The sequence below is a fragment of the Oceanicola sp. 502str15 genome (assembly GCF_024105635.1).
GTDB lineage: Bacteria > Pseudomonadota > Alphaproteobacteria > Rhodobacterales > Rhodobacteraceae > Vannielia.
Genome location: NZ_WYDQ01000001.1, coordinates 2440442 through 2458159, shown reverse-complemented (window position 1 = coordinate 2458159; position 17718 = coordinate 2440442). Strand labels below are relative to the sequence as shown.

Below are 17718 nucleotides of genomic sequence, written 5' to 3'. Positions count from 1 at the left end.
CGGGAGCCAGCATCATGACCGTCATCACCTGCATCGACGACCTCAAGCGCATCCACAAGCGCCGGGCGCCCAAGATGTTCTACGACTATTGCGAAAGCGGCAGCTGGACCGAGCAGACCTTCCGGGAGAACGTGAGCGACTTCGACAAGATCCGCCTGCGCCAGCGCGTGGCGGTGGATATGTCGGGCCGCTCGACCGCGAGCACCATGATCGGCCGCGAGGTGGCCTTGCCCACCGCGCTTGCGCCGGTGGGCATCTGCGGCATGCAACATGCCGACGGCGAGATCCTCTCGGCCAAGGCGGCCGAAAAGTTCGGCGTGCCCTTCACCCTCTCCACCATGTCGATCTGCTCGATCGAGGACGTGGCCGAGAACACCTCCGCCCCCTTCTGGTTTCAGCTCTACACCCAGAAGGACACCGACTTCACCGACAACCTCGTGCGCCGCGCCAAGGAAGCCAAATGCGAGGCGCTGGTGATCACGCTCGACCTTCAGATCCTCGGCCAGCGCCACAAGGACCTGAAGAACGGCCTCACCGCCCCGCCCAAGCTGACCGTTCCGGTGATGCTCGACCTCGCCACCAAATGGCGCTGGGGGCTGGGCATGCTGCAAACCCCGCGCCGCGAGTTCCGCAACATTGTCGGCCATGCCAAGGGCGTCGGCAACACCCGCTCGCTCCACGCCTGGACCGCGCAGAACTTCGACCAGACGCTCGACTGGGACAAGGTCAAGCGCCTGATGGACCAATGGGGCGGCAAGGTGATCCTCAAGGGCATCCTCGACGGCGACGATGCCGAGGAGGCCGCCAAGCTCGGCGCCGATGCCATCGTGGTCTCCAACCACGGCGGCCGCCAGCTCGACGGCGCACTCTCTTCCATCCGGATGCTGCCCGAGATCGTCGAGCGCGTCGGCTCCAAGACCGAGGTCTGGCTCGATAGCGGCATCCGCTCCGGGCAGGACATTCTGAAGGCCATCGCGCTGGGCGCGAAGGGCACGATGATCGGGCGCAGCTACATCTACGGTCTGGGCGCGATGGGGCAGAAGGGCGTCGAGACGGCGCTGGAGGTGCTTCAGAAGGAGATGGACATCTCCATGGCCCTCTGTGGCAAGCAAAACCCTTCGCAATTTGGCCGCGACATGCTGCTGGTGCCGGAAGACTTCGGCGGGCGCTGGCAGGCCTGAGGGCCGCTCACGGAGCCTAGGCTTACGCCTCGGTCGCCTTCGCGGCGGCGCGGATCGGCAGCAGCAGCAGCGGGGCCAGCGCAACGCAGAGCGCCACCGCCACGAAGGCCATCCGCAGCCCTGCCAGCTCGGAGATTGCCCCGAGCAGGGGCGGGCCGATGAAGAAGCCGGTGTAGCCGATCACCGCCGCCCGACTGATCACCGCCGGGCGCAGCTCGGCTGGCGAGAGCCGCCCGGCGAGGGCAAAGACCATCGGCGCGATGACCGAAACGCCGAGGCCCAGAATGCCGAAGCCCGCATAGGCCACCAGAGGCGTCGGGGCCAAGGCCGCCAGCAGCGCGCCTGCCGCCGTCACCAGCGCCGCGAGCGTGGTCAGCCGCGCCTCCGAAATCCGCGCCGTGGCGAACTGCCCGGCCAGCCGCCCGGCGCACATGGTGAAGCCCAGCATGGCCGGGCCGATGGCCCCCTCTGCGGCGCCGCCGCCCAGTGTGCGCTCGATATGCAGGGCCGACCATGCCTCGGTGGCCTGCTCGGCGAGGAAGGCCAGCAGGATGATGAGCCCGCCCCAGAGCGCCACCCGTGGCAGGGCTACCCGTGCGGGCGTGGCTTCGCCCTTCACCGGCGGCGGAAGCTCGCGTTGCCGGGCGAGGGCTCCGAAGCCGAAGGCCAGAAGGCCCAGCCCGGCGAAGGTGAGCGCGGGGGCGGTGCCGCCATCGCGCAGCAGGCCCGCGATCAGGGCCGAGCTGCCATAGGCGAGCGAAAAGGTGGCGTGGTTGAGGTTCATCAGCGAGGCACCGGTTTTGGCCTCTATGGAAGAAAGCCGGGCGTTCATCACCACGTCCAGCAGCCCCGCCGCGCCGCCCGCCAGCACCATGGCGGCGGTGAAGACCAGCGTTGTCGAGGCCCAGATCGGGGCCTGGAACAGCAGCCCGAGCAGCACGCAGCCAAGCGCCATGGCGGCCCGCCCGAAACGCGCATCGAATCGCGGCGCGAGCCACATGGCCGAGATCGACCCTACCGCCGCGCCCAGCAGCACCAGCCCCCATGTGCCGTCATCCGCCTCGATCCCGGCTTTCAGCTGGGGCGTATAGGCCGCAAAGGCCCCCCAGAAGATGCCCACGGTGGCGAAGGCCGGCAGGGTGCGGCGCGAGAGGCGGATGGCGGGCGCGAGCGACATGGGCGCAATCGGAATCACGGCTCGCGGGCCAAAGCAACTCTCAAAGTCGGTTGAAAGACACGTCAGCCGTCCCCGCCCGTGCTCGTCGGTTGACCGCGCTGGAAGGGCGCGACATCTCACGGGTCGGCACCGAATCCCTCAGCGCCCGCCGACCACCGGCAGAGGGTGGAGGTGATCCGTCCGCAGCAGGCAGGATAAGCAAGGTTCGCCAAGGCGCGCACGGCGCGAGGCCAACCGGGGTGAAACTGGCTCAAAACCCTTGCCAAACGGCCGATCCCCCTCTAAGGGAGCGCCTTCACGCGGGCATACAGCCTTGGAGGATGCCCGCCTCAACTTTGGAGAATTCAAATGGCTGGTCAGATTCCTGATCTTATTGCCGAAGCACGGACGGGGACAGGCAAGGGCGCCGCTCGTCAAGCTCGGCGCGATGGCATGGTCCCCGGTATCGTCTACGGAGGCGGCGCCGACCCGCTGCCGATCAACCTTCCCTTCAACAAGCTGCTGACCACGCTCCGCGCCGGTCGCTTCATGTCGACCCTGTTCAACATGAAGGTCGAAGGCCAGGAAGACGTGCGCGTCATCTGCCGTTCGGTCCAGCGCGACGTGGTGAAGGATCTGCCGACGCACGTGGACTTCATGCGCCTCAAGCGCACCTCCCGCGTCAACCTCTTCATCCCCGTCGAGTTCGAGAACGAAGAGGCGGCCCCCGGCCTGAAGAAGGGCGGCGTGCTGAACGCGGTGCGCCCCGAGGTCGAACTGGTCGTGACCGCTGGCGACATCCCCGAGAAGCTGACCGTGGACCTCTCCGGTCTCGACATCGGCGACACGGTGACGATCTCGAGCATCACCCTGCCCGAAGGCGCCAAGCCCACCATCGACCGCGACTTCGTGATCGCCAACATCTCCGCACCCTCCGGCCTGCGTGCCGCTGACGATGCGGCCGAAGGCGACGATGTGGCTGCCGACGAGGTGCCCACCGCCGGTGAGGAAGAGGCCGCCGCCGAGGAGTGATCTCCCGCGACGGAACGATTTGAAAAGGGCACCCTCCCGGGTGCCCTTTTCTTCTTGCAACCACGGATGCGCGGCACGGAACACAGTTGTTTTCGTCTTGCGCCTGTGGAAGCTTCGGACAGGTTCAGGAATGTGGGGCGAGCGATGAACAACGGGGTGCAGCGGGCTGCGGTCTTGCAGGACCACGCGGCCTTTCAGGCCGGCAATCATGATTTCCAGGCCGACATCGAGATGCTCGCCGCCAGCGAGCTGGTCGGGACCATCCTCGAAACCGTCATGCTGGCGACCAACATGCGCTTTGCTGCCGTGGCCCGGGTCACCGCAGACCGCTGGGTGGCCTGCCGCACGGTCGATGAAGTCAACTTCGGCATCGCCGCGGGTGACGAGATCGAGATCCAGTCGACCTTCTGCCAGTCGGTGCGCGAGAGCTTCGGGAAGGTGCTGTTCAACGATGTCGCCACCGACGAGGTCTACCAGAACCACCCCATCGCGATGAAGTTCGGCATCGTCAGCTATGCCTCCATCCCGATCCTGCGCAGCGACGGCACCTTCTTCGGCACCCTCTGCGCCATCGACACTGTGCCCCGCAACATCAAGCACCCGCGCGCGGTTGCGATGCTGGAGATGTTCGCCGACCTCATCGGGCGCAGCCTCGAAACCGAGGAGCGGCTAAAGGCGCAGGAAGAGCTTGTCGAGCGCGAGCGCAAGCTGAGCCGCCTGCAGGAAGAGTTCGTCGCGGTCCTCGGCCACGACCTGCGCAACCCGGTGGCCGCCTTCGAGGCGGGCCTGCGGCAGATCTCGCACGAACCGCTGAGCGAGCGGGGCAACACGCTGCTCTCTCTGATGCGCTCCACCGTGCGCCGCATGAACGACCTGATCGAAAACATCATGCTGCACGCCAAGAGCCGGCTCGGCGGCGGCATCCGTGTCAGCGCGGTGCATGATGCGCCGCTGGCCGAGGCGATCACCGAAGTGGTCGAAGAGATCCGCGCCGCCACGCCCGAGCAGGAAATCCGGCTCGACCTCTCCTTCGGCCAGCCGGTGAGCTGCGATCCGCTGCGGGTGGCGCAGGCGGTGTCCAACCTTCTGTCCAACGCCGCGCGCCACTGCCGGCCCGACACGCCGGTGGAGGTGCATGGCACCGTCGAAGACAACGTGATCGAGATCACCGTCTCCAACCAGGGCGAGGACGTGCCCGAAGACGTGCGAGAGCGGCTGTTCCAGCCCTTCGAGCGCGGCACGGAGGAGCGCGGCGAGGGGCTCGGGCTGGGCCTCTACATCGCCGCCTCCATCGCCACCGCCCATGGCGGGCGCATCTCGGTCGATTGCACCGGCGGCGTCACCAGCTTCACCCTCTCGCTGCCCGCCCTCCCGGTCGAGGACTGACCGGCAGGCGCGGCCTCACCCCGGCAGCGTCACCGTGATCGGCTTGCCCCGCGTGGCCACAACCGTGTGCTCGTATTGCACGCAGGCCGCATGCGGGCTGGCCAGCAGGCTCCAGCCATCACCCCCATCCTCCGCCCAAAGCCCTCCACGCGACAGGAAAGGCTCCACCGTCAGCACCAGCCCGTCGGTGATGCGGCGGCGGTCCCGGTTGGGCCATGTCGCAATCTCCTCGGGATACTCATGCAGCGCCCGCCCGGTGCCGTGGCTGGCAAGGTTGCGGATGAGCGTGTAACCGCGCTTGGCCGCAAACTGCCCCACGGCCACGCCAATGGCCGCGATGGGCCGCCCGGCTTGCACCTGCGCCACGCCGATCTGGCAGGCCTTGCGCCCATCGGTGCAGAGCCGCTTGAGCGAGGCAGGCACATCCCCCACCCGAAAGCTCGCGCCGGTATCCGCGAAAAACCCCTGTTTCGAGGCCGAAACGTCGATGTTCACCAGCTCCCCGGCGCGGATCACCTCGGGGCCGGGAATGCCATGGGCAATCACATCGCCGGTGCTGATGCAGGTCGCGCCGGGAAAGCCGTAGCAGGACTCGGGGGCCGAAACCGCGCCCTCCCGCTCCAGCAGCTCCGCGCCAATCGCATCCAGCTCGGCGGTGGTCATCCCCGGTTCCAGCGCCCGCCCCATGGCCTGAAGGGTCTCGGCCACGATCCGGCCGATCTCCTTCAGCCCGTCGAGTTCGTCTTCATGGGTGATCGTCATCGCGCGGTCCTTCGGCAGAGTCTTGGCGCGCTCGCGCGCAGGGGCTTAGGATAGCGCCAGAGGGAGGATTGCCAATGGCCGATGCCGTCACGCTGCACGGGTATCACTTCAGCGTCTACATGCGGGCGGCGCGAATGGCCCTTGCCCTCAAGGGGGTGCCCTACACCGAGCACGAGGTGAACCCCTTCGACGAGGCGGGCCGCGCCGGGCTGATGGCGCTCAACCCCTTCGGGCGGGTGCCGGTGCTGCAACACGGTGCCTTCACCCTCTACGAAACCGCCGCCATCACCGGCTACATCGACCGCGCCTTCGACGGCCCGCCGCTGATGCCCGCCGAGGCGAAGGCCGCCGCACGGGCGGCGCAGGTGATCGGCATCGTCGATGCCTACGCCTATGTGCCTCTGGTGCGGCAGGTCTTTTCCCACGGCGTGTTCCGCCCCGCCGAGGGCCATCAGGGCAGCGCCGAGGTGGTGGCCGAGGGGCTGCGGGTGGCCCCCCGTGCGCTGGGCGCGCTCGAGGCCATCGCGGCAGAGGGGCTGGTGCTCTGCGGCGGGCTTGGCCGCGCCGAATGCCACCTCGTGCCCATGGTCGATGCCTTCTGCCGCCACGAGGCGGGGGCTGAGTTGCTCGAGGGCTTCGCGGCGCTGAGTGCATGGTGGGCGGGGGTGCGCGACGCGCCGGTGGTAAAGGCCAGCGATCCGAGGCTGGGGTAGGGCGGGACTTGTCCCGCCACTGTGCCAAATGCGGCTCGTATGGCGGGACAAGTCCCGCCCTACGGGTTGCACGACGGCCCGCGCCACGGCATTGAACGCCTGAAAGGGAGCAACCGCATGCAACTCTGGGTCGGGCTCGGCAATCCGGGCGAAAAATACGCCGCCAACCGGCACAACATCGGCTTCATGGCGCTCGACCGGCTGGCCGACGATCATGGCTTCGCGCCGTGGCGAGCGAAGTTTCAGGGAGAGCTCTCCGAGGGCCGCTTCGGCTCCGAACGGGTGATGCTGCTGAAGCCGATGACCTTCATGAACCTCTCCGGCCAGTCGGTGGGCGAGGCGATGCGCTTCTTCAAGCTCGACGCGCCCGATGTCACGGTCTTCCACGACGAGATCGACCTCGCCCCCGGCAAGCTGCGCTGCAAGGCGGGCGGCGGCCATGCGGGCCACAACGGGCTGCGCTCGATCCACGAGCATATCGGCCCGCATTACGACCGGGTCCGCATGGGCGTGGGCCATCCGGGCCGCAAGGAAGCGGTGCCGGGCTGGGTGCTACGCGACTTCCCCAAGCACGATGCCGACTGGCTCGACGACATGCTGCGCGGCATCTCCGACGGCGCGGGCGAGCTGGCCGCAGGCGATGCGGGCCGTTTCATGAACGCCGTGGCGCGACGCCTCCAGCCGTCAAAGCCGGAGAAGAAACCGGCCCCCAAGGCCGATGCCCCCCCCGCCAAGCCCACCGCCACCTCTGCGGCCCCCACACCGACCGCCCCCCCAGCCGAACCCGAGGGCGAGCCGCGCTCTCCGCTCCAGCGCCTCGTCGACAAGTTCCGCTGACCGGGGCGCGCGCCCCTCAGGTGATCCGGAAAATTTTCTCTCGACTGGTCTCGCCCGAGGTCAGCGTCACCCGCGAGGGCGACACCCCGAGCGCATGAGCAAGGTTCCGGCGCACCGCCGCATTGGCCTTACCGTCTTCCGGCTGCTCGGTGGTGGAGACATGCAGCTTTCCGCCGTTCAGAAACACCGTGTCGCGCCGCGCATTCGCCGTCACGCGCACCGTCAGCAGTGCGCCGGGTTCCGCCAGATGGGCGAAAGATCCCTTTTGCATCCGGGGTTTTGCCATGGTCACTGTCTACCTATACCACTGAAATTCACAGTGGCTGACGGAGGGGCGCATGGCGACAGGATTCTTCTGGGACGAGAGATGTTTCTGGCATCACGGCGGTGACTACGCCCTGACCCTGCCGGTCGGCGGCTTCGTGCAGCCAGGCGCCGGCGGGCTGCCGGACGGGCCCGAAACCAAACGGCGGCTCAAGAACCTGATGAGCGTCTCGGGACTGGCCGACGAGCTCGATCTGCGCGGCGCCCCCGAGGCCAGCTACGAAGAGCTGCGCCGCGTCCACCCCGAGGACTACCTGAGCGCCTTCAAGGCAATGTCAGACGCAGGCGGCGGCGAGCTGGGCCTGCGCACCCCCTTCGGACGCGGCGGCTACGAGGTGGCGGCACTCTCCGCCGGGCTGGCCACGCAGGCGGTGCGCGCAGTCTGCTCCGGCGCGTTGGACAACGCCTATGCGCTCTCCCGCCCGCCGGGCCACCATTGCAAGCCCGACTGGCCCAACGGCTTCTGTCTCATGGCCAACATCGCCATCGCCATCGAGGCCGCGCAGGCCGAGGGGCGGGTGGCGCGGGTGGCGGTGCTCGACTGGGACGTGCACCACGGCAACGGCACCGAAGCCTGCTTCATCGACCGCGCCGATGTGCTCACCGTCTCGATCCACCAGGAGCGCAACTACCCGCTCGACACCGGCGATGCCTCGGTGCGCGGCGAAGGGGCAGGGGAGGGGGCCAACCTCAACATCCCGCTGCCCCCGGGCGTGGGCCACCGCGGCTACCTCGCCGCGATCGACCGCCTGGCCCTGCCCGCCATCCGCGCCCACCGGCCCGACCTCATCATCGTCGCCTGCGGCTACGACGCCGGCGCGATGGACCCGCTCGGCCGCATGTTCGCCACCGCCGAAACCTTCCGCGAGATGACCCTGCGGGTGAAGGCGCTGGCCGGTGAAGTCTGCTCCGGCAAGCTGGTGCTGGTCCATGAGGGCGGCTACTCCGAGGCCCATGTGCCCTTCCTCGGCCACGCCACGCTCGAGGCGCTCTCGGGCAGCGCAATCCGCGTGCCCGACCCGCTCGCCGCCACCCTTGAGGCGCGCCAGCCGGGGCCGGAGTTCGATGCCTTCATCGACGGGCTGATCGCGGCGCAGGTCGACGCCGCCGGGCTTTGAGGCCAGCCGAAGGCGCGGCCGGGCGCCCGCCGAGCCGCCCAAGAGGCCGCTGGCGGGCCTTCACACTGCACGCCGCCCTCGCCCTGCTGCTGACGGCGCTCACCTTCACCGGCGGGCTGGCGTGGCTGCTCTCCCGCGCCTTCCGCCGCCGCCCGCACCGCTGGCTCGCCTTCGCCGCGCTCTACCTCGCCCTCTCCGCCACAATCTGGTTCACCGCCCCGCTGCTGGGCCGCCAGCCCGTGCCCTGCTGGGGCGAACCGCTGCGGGCCAAGGCCATCTACTGCGCCATGAACCGCACCTATGTCGTGCCCGAAATGAAGGCCGTGCTCACCGACCTCGCCACCGCCATGGCCAAGGCCCACCCCGGCACCCTCACCCTCATGCTCGACGGCGGCTTCCCCGCCACCGGCCTGCCGCTGCTGCCCCACCTCTCCCATGACGATGGCGAAAAGGCCGACCTCGCCTTCTGGTATCGCGGCCCCTCGGGCTACAGCCCCGGCCGCACCCGCGCACCGCTCGGCTATTTCGCCTTCGAGCCGGGGCCAAGCCAATGCCCGCCCGCCTTCCCGACCCTGCGCTGGAACCTCGCATGGCTCCAGCCGCTCTGGCGCGACATGGCGCTCGACGGCGCGCGCCTGCGCGAGGCGCTGCGGCTGCTTCAGGCCGATCCTCGGGTCGGCAAGGTCTTCCTCGAACCGCATCTGGCGCAGGCCCACGGCGCCGGCAGCAAGACCCGCTTTCAGGGCTGCCGCGCGGCACGGCACGACGATCACCTGCATCTCCAGCTCTGAACGCCCTTGCCAGACCCCTCCCGAAGGTAAATCCTGCCACATGACCGCACCAAACCCGCCCTTCGCCTCCACGGCGCTCTCCGAGGCCTTCACGGCCTTCCCCGCGCCGCTGCGCAAGGCTTTGCTGTCGCTGCGGGCGCTGATCTACGAGGTCGCAGAGGCCACCCCCGGTGTCGGGGCGCTGGAGGAAAGCCTGAAATGGGGCCAGCCGAGCTATGCCACCGCCGAAACCGGCGCAGGCTCACCGGTCCGGCTGGGCTGCCCCAAAGCGGGCGGATTTGCGATCTACGTGCCCTGTTCCACCCGCATCATCCCGGATTTCCAGGCGCTCTTTCCCGAGGGCTTCCGCTTCGACGGCACGCGCGGGGTGCTGTTCGATCAGGGCGAAACCGTGGATGAAGAAGCCCTGCGGCTGCTGATCGCCGGGGCGCAAACCTATCATCTGCGCAAGAAGGCCCGCGCCTAGCGTCTTGCCGCATTGCGCGCCGCCGGCCGCGGGCCGACAGGCGGCGATCAGGCCGAATGCGCCCCGTCGGCAAGGCTCTTCACGAAGGCCGTCACCTCTGCTGCAGGCTTGCCCTCGGCAATCTGCGCCACGATGGCAGAGCCCACCACGGCCCCATCGGCCACCGAGGCAATCGCGCGGGCGGTATCGGGAGTCTTGATGCCGAAGCCCACGATCACCGGCAGATCGGTCTGCGCCTTGATCCGCGCCACCTCGGGGGCCACATCGCCCGCCTGCGCCTCGGCCGAACCGGTGATCCCGGTGATCGACACGTAGTAGACAAAGCCCGAGGTGTTCTGCAGCACCTTGGGCAGGCGCTTGTCGTCGGTCGTCGGCGTCGCCAGCCGGATGAAGTTGAGTCCCGCCTTCTGCGCCGGAATGCACAGCTCGTCATCCTCCTCGGGCGGCAGGTCGACCACGATCAGCCCGTCCACGCCCGCCTCGCGGGCCTCGGCCAGAAAGGTCTCGACGCCGCGGCTGTAGATCGGGTTGTAGTAGCCCATCAGCACGATCGGGGTGGTGGTGTTCTCGGCCCGGAAGGCGCGCACCATCTCCAGCGTCCGATCCATCGTCATGCCCGCTTCCAGCGCCCGCTGACCGGCAAGCTGGATGGTCGGGCCATCTGCCATCGGGTCGGTGAAGGGCGCGCCCAGCTCGATGATGTCGACCCCGGCGCCCGGCAGCGATTTCACGATCTCCAGCGAGGTCTCGTAATCCGGGTCTCCGGCCATGACATAGGCGACAAAGGCCTTTTTGCCCTCGGAGGCGAGGCGGGCGAACGTGTCGTCGATACGGGTCATGGGCGGGCTCCGGGTTGTGCTCGGGGAGGTTTGCCGCATGGCCGCCCGACTGGCAAGGCCCGATGCACCCCCGGCGGCCCCCGTTTAAGCCCCGTTTCAGCCGCGCCTCGGCAGCACCGGGGCGGTGCGCTCCAGCGCCAGTTCCGCGTCCGAAAACTTCCACGGCCCCCGCAGCCCGGGCACCCCCTCGGGCGCAATCTGCATGCCTCGCGCCACCACCTGCGGATCGGCCAGCGCCTCGCCCACATCGTTGATCGGCCCGGCCGGCACCGTCGCCGCTTCGAAGGCCGCGAGCAGCGCCGCCTTCTCCCAGCCCGAGGTCATCGCCTCGATCACCGGCGTCAGCACCTCCCGGTTCGTCACCCGCCCCGGATTGGTGGCAAAGCGCTCGTCATCGGCCAGCGCATCCAGCCCCAGCACCCCGCAAAAGCGGCGAAACTGCCCGTCATTGCCCACCGCGATGATGATATGCCCGTCCTTCACCGGCACCACCTGGTAGGGGCCGAGGTTGCGGTGCCATGAGCCGGTGCGCGCGGGCGGGGTGCCGGTGGCGAGGTAGTTCATCCCCTGGTTGGCCAGCATCGCCACCGCGCAATCCAGCAGACTCATGTCGATATGCTGGCCCCGCCCGGTGCGGTGGCGCTGCTCGACGGCGGCCAGAATGCCGATGGTCGAGTAGAGCCCGGTGACAATATCTGTGACAGCCACGCCAAAGCGCGTGGGCGGCCCGTCCGGGTCGCCGGTAATGTCCATCAAGCCGCTCATGCCCTGCAACAGGTAGTCGTAGCCCGCCCGGTGCGCATAGGGCCCGTCCTGCCCGAAGCCGGTGACGGAGCAGTAGATCAGCCGGGGGTTCACCTCCGCCAGGCTCGCATAATCCAGCCCGTACTTGGCCAGCCCGCCGACCTTGAAATTCTCGATCAGGATATCGGCCCCGGCCACCAGCTCGCGCACCCGCGCCTGCCCCTCGGGCTGGCGGAAGTCGACCACCTCGCTCACCTTGCCCCGGTTGGCCGAGTAGTAATAGGCGGCGCTCACATCGCCGTCGCGCTCCACGAAGGGCGGGCCCCACTTGCGGGTGTCATCCCCCTCCGGGCTCTCCAGCTTGATCACCTCCGCGCCCAGATCGGCCAGCGCCTGCCCGATCCACGGCCCCGCGAGGATCCGCGCCATCTCGATCACCTTCAGCCCTTCAAGCGGTCTCATCCTGCCTCCCTGCATCAATCGCGCCACCCTAGCGCCCCGGGGCTGTTGCGGAAACACTGCGTTTCCCGCCCTCTGCATGTTGCCCCTCTTCTGACACGCGCGGGTTGCGCGTATGGAGGCAAACAACACCCCCAATACCGGTAACGCGCCATGAAACCACTCGCCCGCCTTTTCTGCCTCCTCACGGCCCTCGCCAGCCTTGCCGCCCCGGCGCAGGCCGCCGAACGGGCCCTGCTGGGCTGGGGGCGGCTGTTTACCAACGACGTGCTGGGTGATGGCTACGACCGCTGGCGCACCGGCGCCTACAGCGTGTCGATCGCCTATGGCCCCGACTGGCAGGGCGTGGCGCCCGACCGTTTCGGCCAGCTGCTGGAGTTCCGCCTGCGCTCCGAACTGATCGCGCCCCAGAGCCTCACCAACCCGCCTGCCGGCGACCGCCGCTTCGCCGCCGCGCTGACCTTCGGCGTGCACAGCTACTCCAAGCTCGGAGAGGCCGACCTGCGCGCCGGGGTGGACCTCACCTTCACCGGCCCGCAGACCGGGCTGGGCGAGCTTCAGAACGCGATCCACAAGAGCTTCGGCCTCGCGGAAACCACCGTTCTGGGCAACCAGATCCCCAACAACGCCTACGCCAGCTTCTCCGCCGAGCTCTCGCGCGAGCTGAGCTTCGGCAACGCCCGCCTGCGGCCCTTCCTCGAAGTGCAGGCCGGGGTCGAGAGCTATGCCCGCGCCGGCGCCGACCTGACCTTCGGCAGCTACGGGCGTGGCGCGATGATGGCGCGCGACATCACCACCGGCCACCGCTACCAGGTGATCCGCTCCGACGAGGACCGCGGCTTTTCCTTTCTGGTGGGCGGCGACATCGCCAAGGTCTATTCCTCCGAATATCTCCCCGAGGAAGACGGCTACATGCTGACCGATACCCGCACCCGCCTTCGCGCCGGGATGAACTGGCAGGGCGAGAACGCCGGGCTGTTCTACGGGCTCACCTACCTGTCCGAAGAGTTCGAGGCCCAGCCCGAGGGGCAGTTCGTGGGCGCCCTGCAACTCCGCCTGTTCTTCTAGCGCAGGCCCCGGCCGCTCGAGGCGCCCCGGCGCTTCAGGCGGCCCCCACCCCAACTCAAGCCCCGTCTCCCCCCGCGTGACTCCCCAGCCACGCCTTTGACGCCGCTGCATTTTCTGCTTGGTCCGCCGACTCCTGCCGTGTTAACGATTCGGCAATAAAAAAGAAAATCGGCAGGCATACAGGCATGAAAACGGGCTTTCTCGGCACGTTTGTCATCCCCTGGTCGCATACGGAAACAGATGGGCACCCCGGCGCAGCCGTGGAAAGCCTGCATCCGGGTGCGACCTGGCGCTGGAGCGGAGCGCTCACCCGGGTGGATGGCCCGGGCGACGTGATCTCGCTTGCAGGCGCAGAGGGCGTGGCAGACCTCCACAGACGCGCGGCACGCAAGGTGCGGCGGATGATCTCGGGCAACGGCGCGGCGCTGGCAGAACTGTCGCGCGGCGAAGATGCCCGCCGGGCCATGGCCCGCGCCGAGGCCATCGCGCAGGTCGCCGCCGACAGCTCGCTCCTGCCGCAGGCCGGCTTTACCGTGACCGACGGGCAGAGCGCCTGGATGGTCAGCTGGATCGAAACCCTGCCGGGCGCCTCCGGCCTCCTGATGTTCGCCGGCGGCGTGCCCCCCGAGGGCACCGACCTCAGGGTCAGCGATGTGGCCGAACTGGCCGAAACGCTCCCGCCCCCCGGTGAAACCGCGGCAGGTGGCGTGATCTGCTTCACCGCCGGCACCCGCATCGCCACGCCCGAGGGGTTCAAGCTCGTCGAGACGCTGCGCGAGGGCGACCTGGTGCAAACCAAGGACGACGGCGCCCAGCCCGTGCTCTGGGCCGGTCAGCGCCGGATGACAGGCGCGCGCCTCTTTGCCATGCCCCAGCTCCGCCCCATGCGCATCCGCGCCGGGGTGCTGGGGCCCGACATTCCCGACGGCGACCTGCTGGTCTCGCCCAACCACCGCATGCTCATCCGCGGCCCCGCCGCCCGGGCGCTGTTCAACACCCCTGAGGTGCTGGTGCGCGCGCGCGACCTGGCCGGCATGCGCGGCATCGCCACCGACACCCGGCTCACCGAGGCCACCTATGTCCATATCCTGATGGACCGTCACCAGGTGCTCTTCGCCAACGGCGTCGAAACCGAAAGCTTCCACCCCGCCGAGGCCGATTTTGCCACCCTCGACGCCGGCGATCGCGCCCGCCTCCTCGACGGCATGCCCTGGCTCAAGAAACGCCCCGACGACTACGGCGCCCCCGCGCGACGCACCCTGTCGGACGGCGAGGCCGCGATCCTGCGCCACGACGCTGCGCTGGCCGCCTAGCCCGCTGTTGACTCGCCCCGCCCGCCCTGTATAAGCCCGCCATCCACCGGGGTTCGCGCCCCGGTGTTTCAATTGGTGTTGGTGGCTCCCGCAAGGGAGGCCCTGTCGGCCGCAAGGCAAAGGACAACGCCCTTCATAGTCTCCGATTGCGGGGACGCTCTAACGAAGGAGATCAGCCGTGACCAAACGCACGTCTGCCAAGTACAAACTCGATCGCCGCATGGGCGAAAACATCTGGGGCCGCCCGAAGTCCCCGGTCAACCGCCGCGAATACGGCCCCGGCCAGCACGGCCAGCGTCGCAAGGGCAAGCTCTCCGACTTCGGCCTCCAGCTCCGCGCCAAGCAGAAGCTCAAGGGCCACTACGGCGACCTGACCGAAAAACAGTTCAAGCGCATCTTCGCCGAAGCCGCCCGTGTGAAGGGTGACACCGGCGAAAACCTGATCGGCCTGCTCGAGCGCCGCCTCGACGCCGTGGTCTACCGCGCCAAGTTCGTTCCCACCGTCTTCGCCGCACGCCAGTTCGTGAACCACGGCCACGTCAAGGTGAACGGCCAGCGCGTCAACATCCCCTCCTACCGTGTGAAAGAGGGCGACGTGATCGAGGTCCGCGACAAGTCCAAGCAGCTGGCCATCGTGCTGGAAGCCGTCGGCCTCTCCGAGCGCGACGTGCCCGAGTACATCGAGGCCGACCACTCCAAGATGACCGCCACCTTCGTGCGCACCCCCGGCCTGTCGGACGTGCCCTACGCGGTCCAGATGGAACCGAACCTCGTCATCGAATTCTACGCTCAGAACTAAGGTCGGAGGTGGGCCAACCCACCCCGCACCACCTCATTCGAGGGACAGGAGGGCCGCACCGCAGGGTGCGGCCCTTTTCCGTTGGCGCTGCCCCGCCCGTCTCGTATCCGGCGCCATGAAACGCGAAGCCAAAAAACAAAAAAGGGCCGCCCGAAACCGGACAGCCCTTACTGTTCAATGCTCCGGTGGAATTACATCCCCGGGCTGACCGCAAAGCCAGAGAAGCCGCCCATGCCGAGGTCGGCAATCATCGTGGCCGCACCGCTCGTCAGGTCGACGGAGTAAAGCCCGGCGCTCTCTGCACCTTCCATCTGGAGCACGGCATAGGCCATGTCGGTGCCCTCTTCGGGCGACAGGATGTCAAACCCGCCCCAGGCGCTCAGGTCAACTTCCGCGCCGTCCACCGTCACCGGGCCAACCGTGCCCAGCGTGCCGTCGTTGTTGGCCAGCGTCACCAGCGAGTCGGTTTCGGCGTCCAGCGCAAACTGCGCCGTCGAGCCCGCCGTGGCGCCGGAGATCGCGTTGGTATAGGCGTTGGCAAAGATCATCGGCGTGGTGCCGGCGTTGGCATCGCCCTCGCCATAGGCCGCGTCGGTGAAGCGCTTCACCGTGTTCGCCTTCGGGTCGTTGTCGCCAAAGCCCTCGGGGAAATAGACAAGGTTCGCCCCGTCCGAGCCCACGGCGCGCACGGCGTCAATCGCATTGTTGAAGTCGAAAGCCACGTAGCCATCGGCGCCGATCATCGCATTCTCGTCGAAGGTCGCGCCAAGGTCGGTCACTTCGCCGCTCGCCGGGTTCACCGTGACGATCATGCCATCGGCAAAGCCCAGCAGGTCGCCGGTGACCGGACGGTAGGCAATGGCGCGCAGCGGTTGGGCCAGGTCGAAGGTCTGCACATCGCCGGGCGCGGCAAGATCGGCCATCACCACAAGCGTGGAGCCGTCATTGGCAAGCGCATACCCCATCTTGCCGGCGTGGCCATCTGCGAAGGCGGGGGCCGAAAGGAGCCCGAGGGCGGAAGCGGCAAGGCTTGTGCGAAGGGTGGTGAAGGTCATTGAAAGTCCTCTGGGGAAAAGGGCTTCGGCGATATTGCCGGGCCTATGTCCTTAACAACTGAAGGGTCGGTGAAAGAGTTGCAGCCCGGGCGCCGGAAAAGCACGTGATCACGCAGACGTCAGATGTGTGGCGAGCGGCCTCACTGGCCGTGAGCCCGGCGTGAAAAGTGACGCTGCCCCGGATCGCGCAGGCAGAGCGTTATTTCCCTGTCATCCTTCCTGCGCCACCCTTCGCCGGTGCACCGCAAGAGGAGACACCCCATGGCCCGGCGAGACATTTCCTTTTCCAGCATGAACCTGCTCAACCTCCAGCTTCCCGGCGAGGCGATCTATGGCGATACCGATGGCTGGGACGCCGGGGTCTATGCCCGCAAGATCGTGTGGAGCGGGCGCACACTCCAGCGCATCGCCGCCGATGTGGTCGGCTTCCAGGAGCTCTGGGCCCCCGCCGCGCTCGACCAGCTCCTCTCCGCCGCCGGCCTCGCGGGCACCCACACCGCGCTCACCCCGCCCGGCCACAACGGCCGCTCCATCGTCTGCGCGGCGGCGGTACGCAGCGACATCCTCACCGGCACCCCCGAATGGATCACCGACTTTCCGCCCGAGATGGTCCTGCGCTCCGGCGGCGACGACCCCCAGCAGTCCGACATCTCGGTGCAGCTCACCAGCTTCTCCCGCCCCGTGCTCCACTTCCAGGTCCGCCCCACCGACGACACCCCGGCGATTCATGTCTTCATCTGCCACTTCAAATCCCGCCGCCCCACCCAGGTCTGGCGCGAGCGTGGCTGGTACGACCGCGACGTGCACGGCCCCCATTCCACCGCGCTGGGCTATGCCATCTCCACCATCCGCCGCACCGCCGAGGCCGCCGCCCTTCGGGTGCTGGTGACCCGGCTCACCAAGGGCACCGCCACGCCCGCCGTGCTGATCGGCGACATGAACGACGGCAAGGAGAGCAACACCCTCAACATCCTCTCCGAGCAGCCCACCTACCTCTCGCCGCTCTCCACGGGCGGCGGCGACAATGCGCTCTACACCGCCCAGACCCTGCAAGAGTACCGCTCGGTCCGCGATGTCTATTACACCCACGTCTACAAGGGGCAGCGCGAGAGCCTCGACCACATCCTGTTTTCCGAGCAGTTCTACGACAACTCCAAGCGCCGCCTCTGGGCCTTCGACGAGATGACCGTGGAGAACGACCACCTCAACTTCGACGACCACAAGACCAGCGGCACCACCGACCACGGCGTGCTGCGCACCGCCTTCAAGTGGAAGCCCGCCCCCGGGGCGCCCGGCGTCTGAGCCGCAGCCTCAGGGCGCGATCTCCAGCCGCGCGATCTGCCCGCCCGCAAGGGTGAAGCGATAGCGCAGGTCGACCTCGCCGCCCGGAAAATCTCCGGTCACATGGCAGGTCACAAGGTAGCCTTCGCCCTCGGCCTCCACCCTCGTCACCTCGCTGCGGTAGTTGTATTTCGCCTGCGCCGCCTGCTTCCAGGCGCCGACTTCCGCCGCGCCGCGATGCGTCGCGCCCTCGTCGATCACCACGCCCTCCGGCGTGAAATGGGCCGCCACGTCACCCCCGGCGTTGTCGGCGGCAAAATAGCCCGCGATCGGGCCGGGCAGGGTCTGGTGCATCCGCTGATCCTCCATCTGCTTGCCCCTCGGCATCTGGGGT

19 protein-coding genes are annotated in these 17718 nt (G+C 68.3%); 12 read left to right on the top strand and 7 right to left on the bottom strand.

Going from position 1 to position 17718, the window contains the following annotated elements:
* The first annotated feature begins 14 nt into the window (after nt 1-14).
* The gene (locus GTH22_RS11860; RefSeq protein WP_252945439.1) at nt 15-1181 is read left to right on the top strand and encodes an alpha-hydroxy acid oxidase; all 1167 of its coding nucleotides are present in this window, start codon (nt 15-17) and stop codon (nt 1179-1181) included.
* 22 nt (nt 1182-1203) lie between these two features.
* On the opposite strand, the gene GTH22_RS11855 is transcribed toward GTH22_RS11860, so the two are convergent.
* The gene (locus GTH22_RS11855) at nt 1204-2358 is read right to left on the bottom strand and encodes an MFS transporter (protein WP_252945438.1); all 1155 of its coding nucleotides are present in this window, start codon (nt 2356-2358) and stop codon (nt 1204-1206) included.
* Nucleotides 2359-2706: 348 nt separating this feature from the next.
* Between GTH22_RS11855 and GTH22_RS11850 the strand changes: the two genes are divergently transcribed.
* Together GTH22_RS11850 and GTH22_RS11845 are read left to right on the top strand one after the other, a co-directional pair.
* The gene (locus tag GTH22_RS11850) at nt 2707-3369 is read left to right on the top strand and encodes a 50S ribosomal protein L25/general stress protein Ctc (protein ID WP_252945437.1); all 663 of its coding nucleotides are present in this window, start codon (nt 2707-2709) and stop codon (nt 3367-3369) included.
* 144 nt (nt 3370-3513) lie between these two features.
* Nucleotides 3514-4755 carry a GAF domain-containing sensor histidine kinase gene (locus tag GTH22_RS11845; protein ID WP_252945436.1) on the top strand — a complete coding sequence of 414 codons (1242 nt, stop codon included), beginning with the start codon at nt 3514-3516 and terminating at the stop codon, nt 4753-4755.
* A gap of 15 nt (nt 4756-4770) precedes the next feature.
* On the opposite strand, the gene map is transcribed toward GTH22_RS11845, so the two are convergent.
* The gene (gene map / locus GTH22_RS11840) at nt 4771-5517 is read right to left on the bottom strand and encodes a type I methionyl aminopeptidase (RefSeq protein ID WP_252945435.1); all 747 of its coding nucleotides are present in this window, start codon (nt 5515-5517) and stop codon (nt 4771-4773) included.
* A gap of 74 nt (nt 5518-5591) precedes the next feature.
* On the opposite strand from map, the gene GTH22_RS11835 reads away from it, so the two are divergent.
* Complete coding sequence (locus GTH22_RS11835; protein ID WP_252945434.1) at nt 5592-6230, top strand: glutathione S-transferase family protein; 639 nt, start codon at nt 5592-5594, stop codon at nt 6228-6230.
* Between the two features lie 117 nt (nt 6231-6347).
* Complete coding sequence (pth, locus tag GTH22_RS11830) at nt 6348-7067, top strand: aminoacyl-tRNA hydrolase (RefSeq protein WP_252945433.1); 720 nt, start codon at nt 6348-6350, stop codon at nt 7065-7067.
* 16 nt (nt 7068-7083) lie between these two features.
* Here the strand turns inward: pth and GTH22_RS11825 are convergent, their stop codons facing one another.
* Nucleotides 7084-7338 carry a DUF167 domain-containing protein gene (locus GTH22_RS11825; protein ID WP_252945432.1) on the bottom strand — a complete coding sequence of 85 codons (255 nt, stop codon included), beginning with the start codon at nt 7336-7338 and terminating at the stop codon, nt 7084-7086.
* 67 nt (nt 7339-7405) lie between these two features.
* On the opposite strand from GTH22_RS11825, the gene GTH22_RS11820 reads away from it, so the two are divergent.
* From GTH22_RS11820 to GTH22_RS11810, 3 genes are read left to right on the top strand one after another with little or no spacing between them, the layout of a single operon-like run.
* The gene (locus GTH22_RS11820) at nt 7406-8509 is read left to right on the top strand and encodes a class II histone deacetylase (RefSeq protein ID WP_252945431.1); all 1104 of its coding nucleotides are present in this window, start codon (nt 7406-7408) and stop codon (nt 8507-8509) included.
* A complete protein-coding gene (locus GTH22_RS11815; RefSeq protein ID WP_252945430.1) occupies nt 8506-9300 on the top strand; it encodes a hypothetical protein in 795 nt (264 codons plus the stop codon). The genes GTH22_RS11820 and GTH22_RS11815 overlap by 4 nt, the downstream gene beginning before the upstream one ends.
* Nucleotides 9301-9340: 40 nt before the next feature.
* The gene (locus GTH22_RS11810) at nt 9341-9766 is read left to right on the top strand and encodes a DUF1801 domain-containing protein (protein WP_252945429.1); all 426 of its coding nucleotides are present in this window, start codon (nt 9341-9343) and stop codon (nt 9764-9766) included.
* Nucleotides 9767-9813: 47 nt separating this feature from the next.
* Here GTH22_RS11810 and trpA read toward each other — a convergent pair whose 3' ends face one another.
* On the bottom strand, nt 9814-10605 hold the full coding sequence (trpA, locus tag GTH22_RS11805) for a tryptophan synthase subunit alpha (RefSeq protein ID WP_252945428.1): 792 nt from the start codon (nt 10603-10605) through the stop codon (nt 9814-9816).
* A 96-nt stretch (nt 10606-10701) separates the two neighbouring features.
* Complete coding sequence (locus tag GTH22_RS11800) at nt 10702-11811, bottom strand: CaiB/BaiF CoA-transferase family protein (protein ID WP_252945427.1); 1110 nt, start codon at nt 11809-11811, stop codon at nt 10702-10704.
* A gap of 150 nt (nt 11812-11961) precedes the next feature.
* Between GTH22_RS11800 and GTH22_RS11795 the strand changes: the two genes are divergently transcribed.
* The 3 genes from GTH22_RS11795 to rpsD all read left to right on the top strand — a co-directional run bounded on the left by GTH22_RS11795 (nt 11962) and on the right by rpsD (nt 14988).
* Nucleotides 11962-12876 carry a lipid A-modifier LpxR family protein gene (locus tag GTH22_RS11795; protein WP_252945426.1) on the top strand — a complete coding sequence of 305 codons (915 nt, stop codon included), beginning with the start codon at nt 11962-11964 and terminating at the stop codon, nt 12874-12876.
* A 185-nt stretch (nt 12877-13061) separates the two neighbouring features.
* Nucleotides 13062-14189: a Hint domain-containing protein gene (locus GTH22_RS11790; protein ID WP_252945425.1), complete on the top strand. Its 1128-nt coding sequence runs from the start codon at nt 13062-13064 to the stop codon at nt 14187-14189.
* Nucleotides 14190-14367: 178 nt separating this feature from the next.
* Nucleotides 14368-14988 carry a 30S ribosomal protein S4 gene (gene rpsD / locus GTH22_RS11785; protein ID WP_252945424.1) on the top strand — a complete coding sequence of 207 codons (621 nt, stop codon included), beginning with the start codon at nt 14368-14370 and terminating at the stop codon, nt 14986-14988.
* A gap of 191 nt (nt 14989-15179) precedes the next feature.
* On the opposite strand, the gene GTH22_RS11780 is transcribed toward rpsD, so the two are convergent.
* A complete protein-coding gene (locus GTH22_RS11780) occupies nt 15180-16043 on the bottom strand; it encodes a DUF4394 domain-containing protein (RefSeq protein WP_252945423.1) in 864 nt (287 codons plus the stop codon).
* A 261-nt stretch (nt 16044-16304) separates the two neighbouring features.
* Between GTH22_RS11780 and GTH22_RS11775 the strand changes: the two genes are divergently transcribed.
* On the top strand, nt 16305-17345 hold the full coding sequence (locus GTH22_RS11775; RefSeq protein ID WP_252945422.1) for an endonuclease/exonuclease/phosphatase family protein: 1041 nt from the start codon (nt 16305-16307) through the stop codon (nt 17343-17345).
* Between the two features lie 9 nt (nt 17346-17354).
* On the opposite strand, the gene GTH22_RS11770 is transcribed toward GTH22_RS11775, so the two are convergent.
* Nucleotides 17355-17711, bottom strand: coding sequence for a nuclear transport factor 2 family protein (locus tag GTH22_RS11770; RefSeq protein ID WP_252945421.1), 357 nt, complete (start codon nt 17709-17711; stop codon nt 17355-17357).
* Nucleotides 17712-17718: the final 7 nt, after the last annotated feature.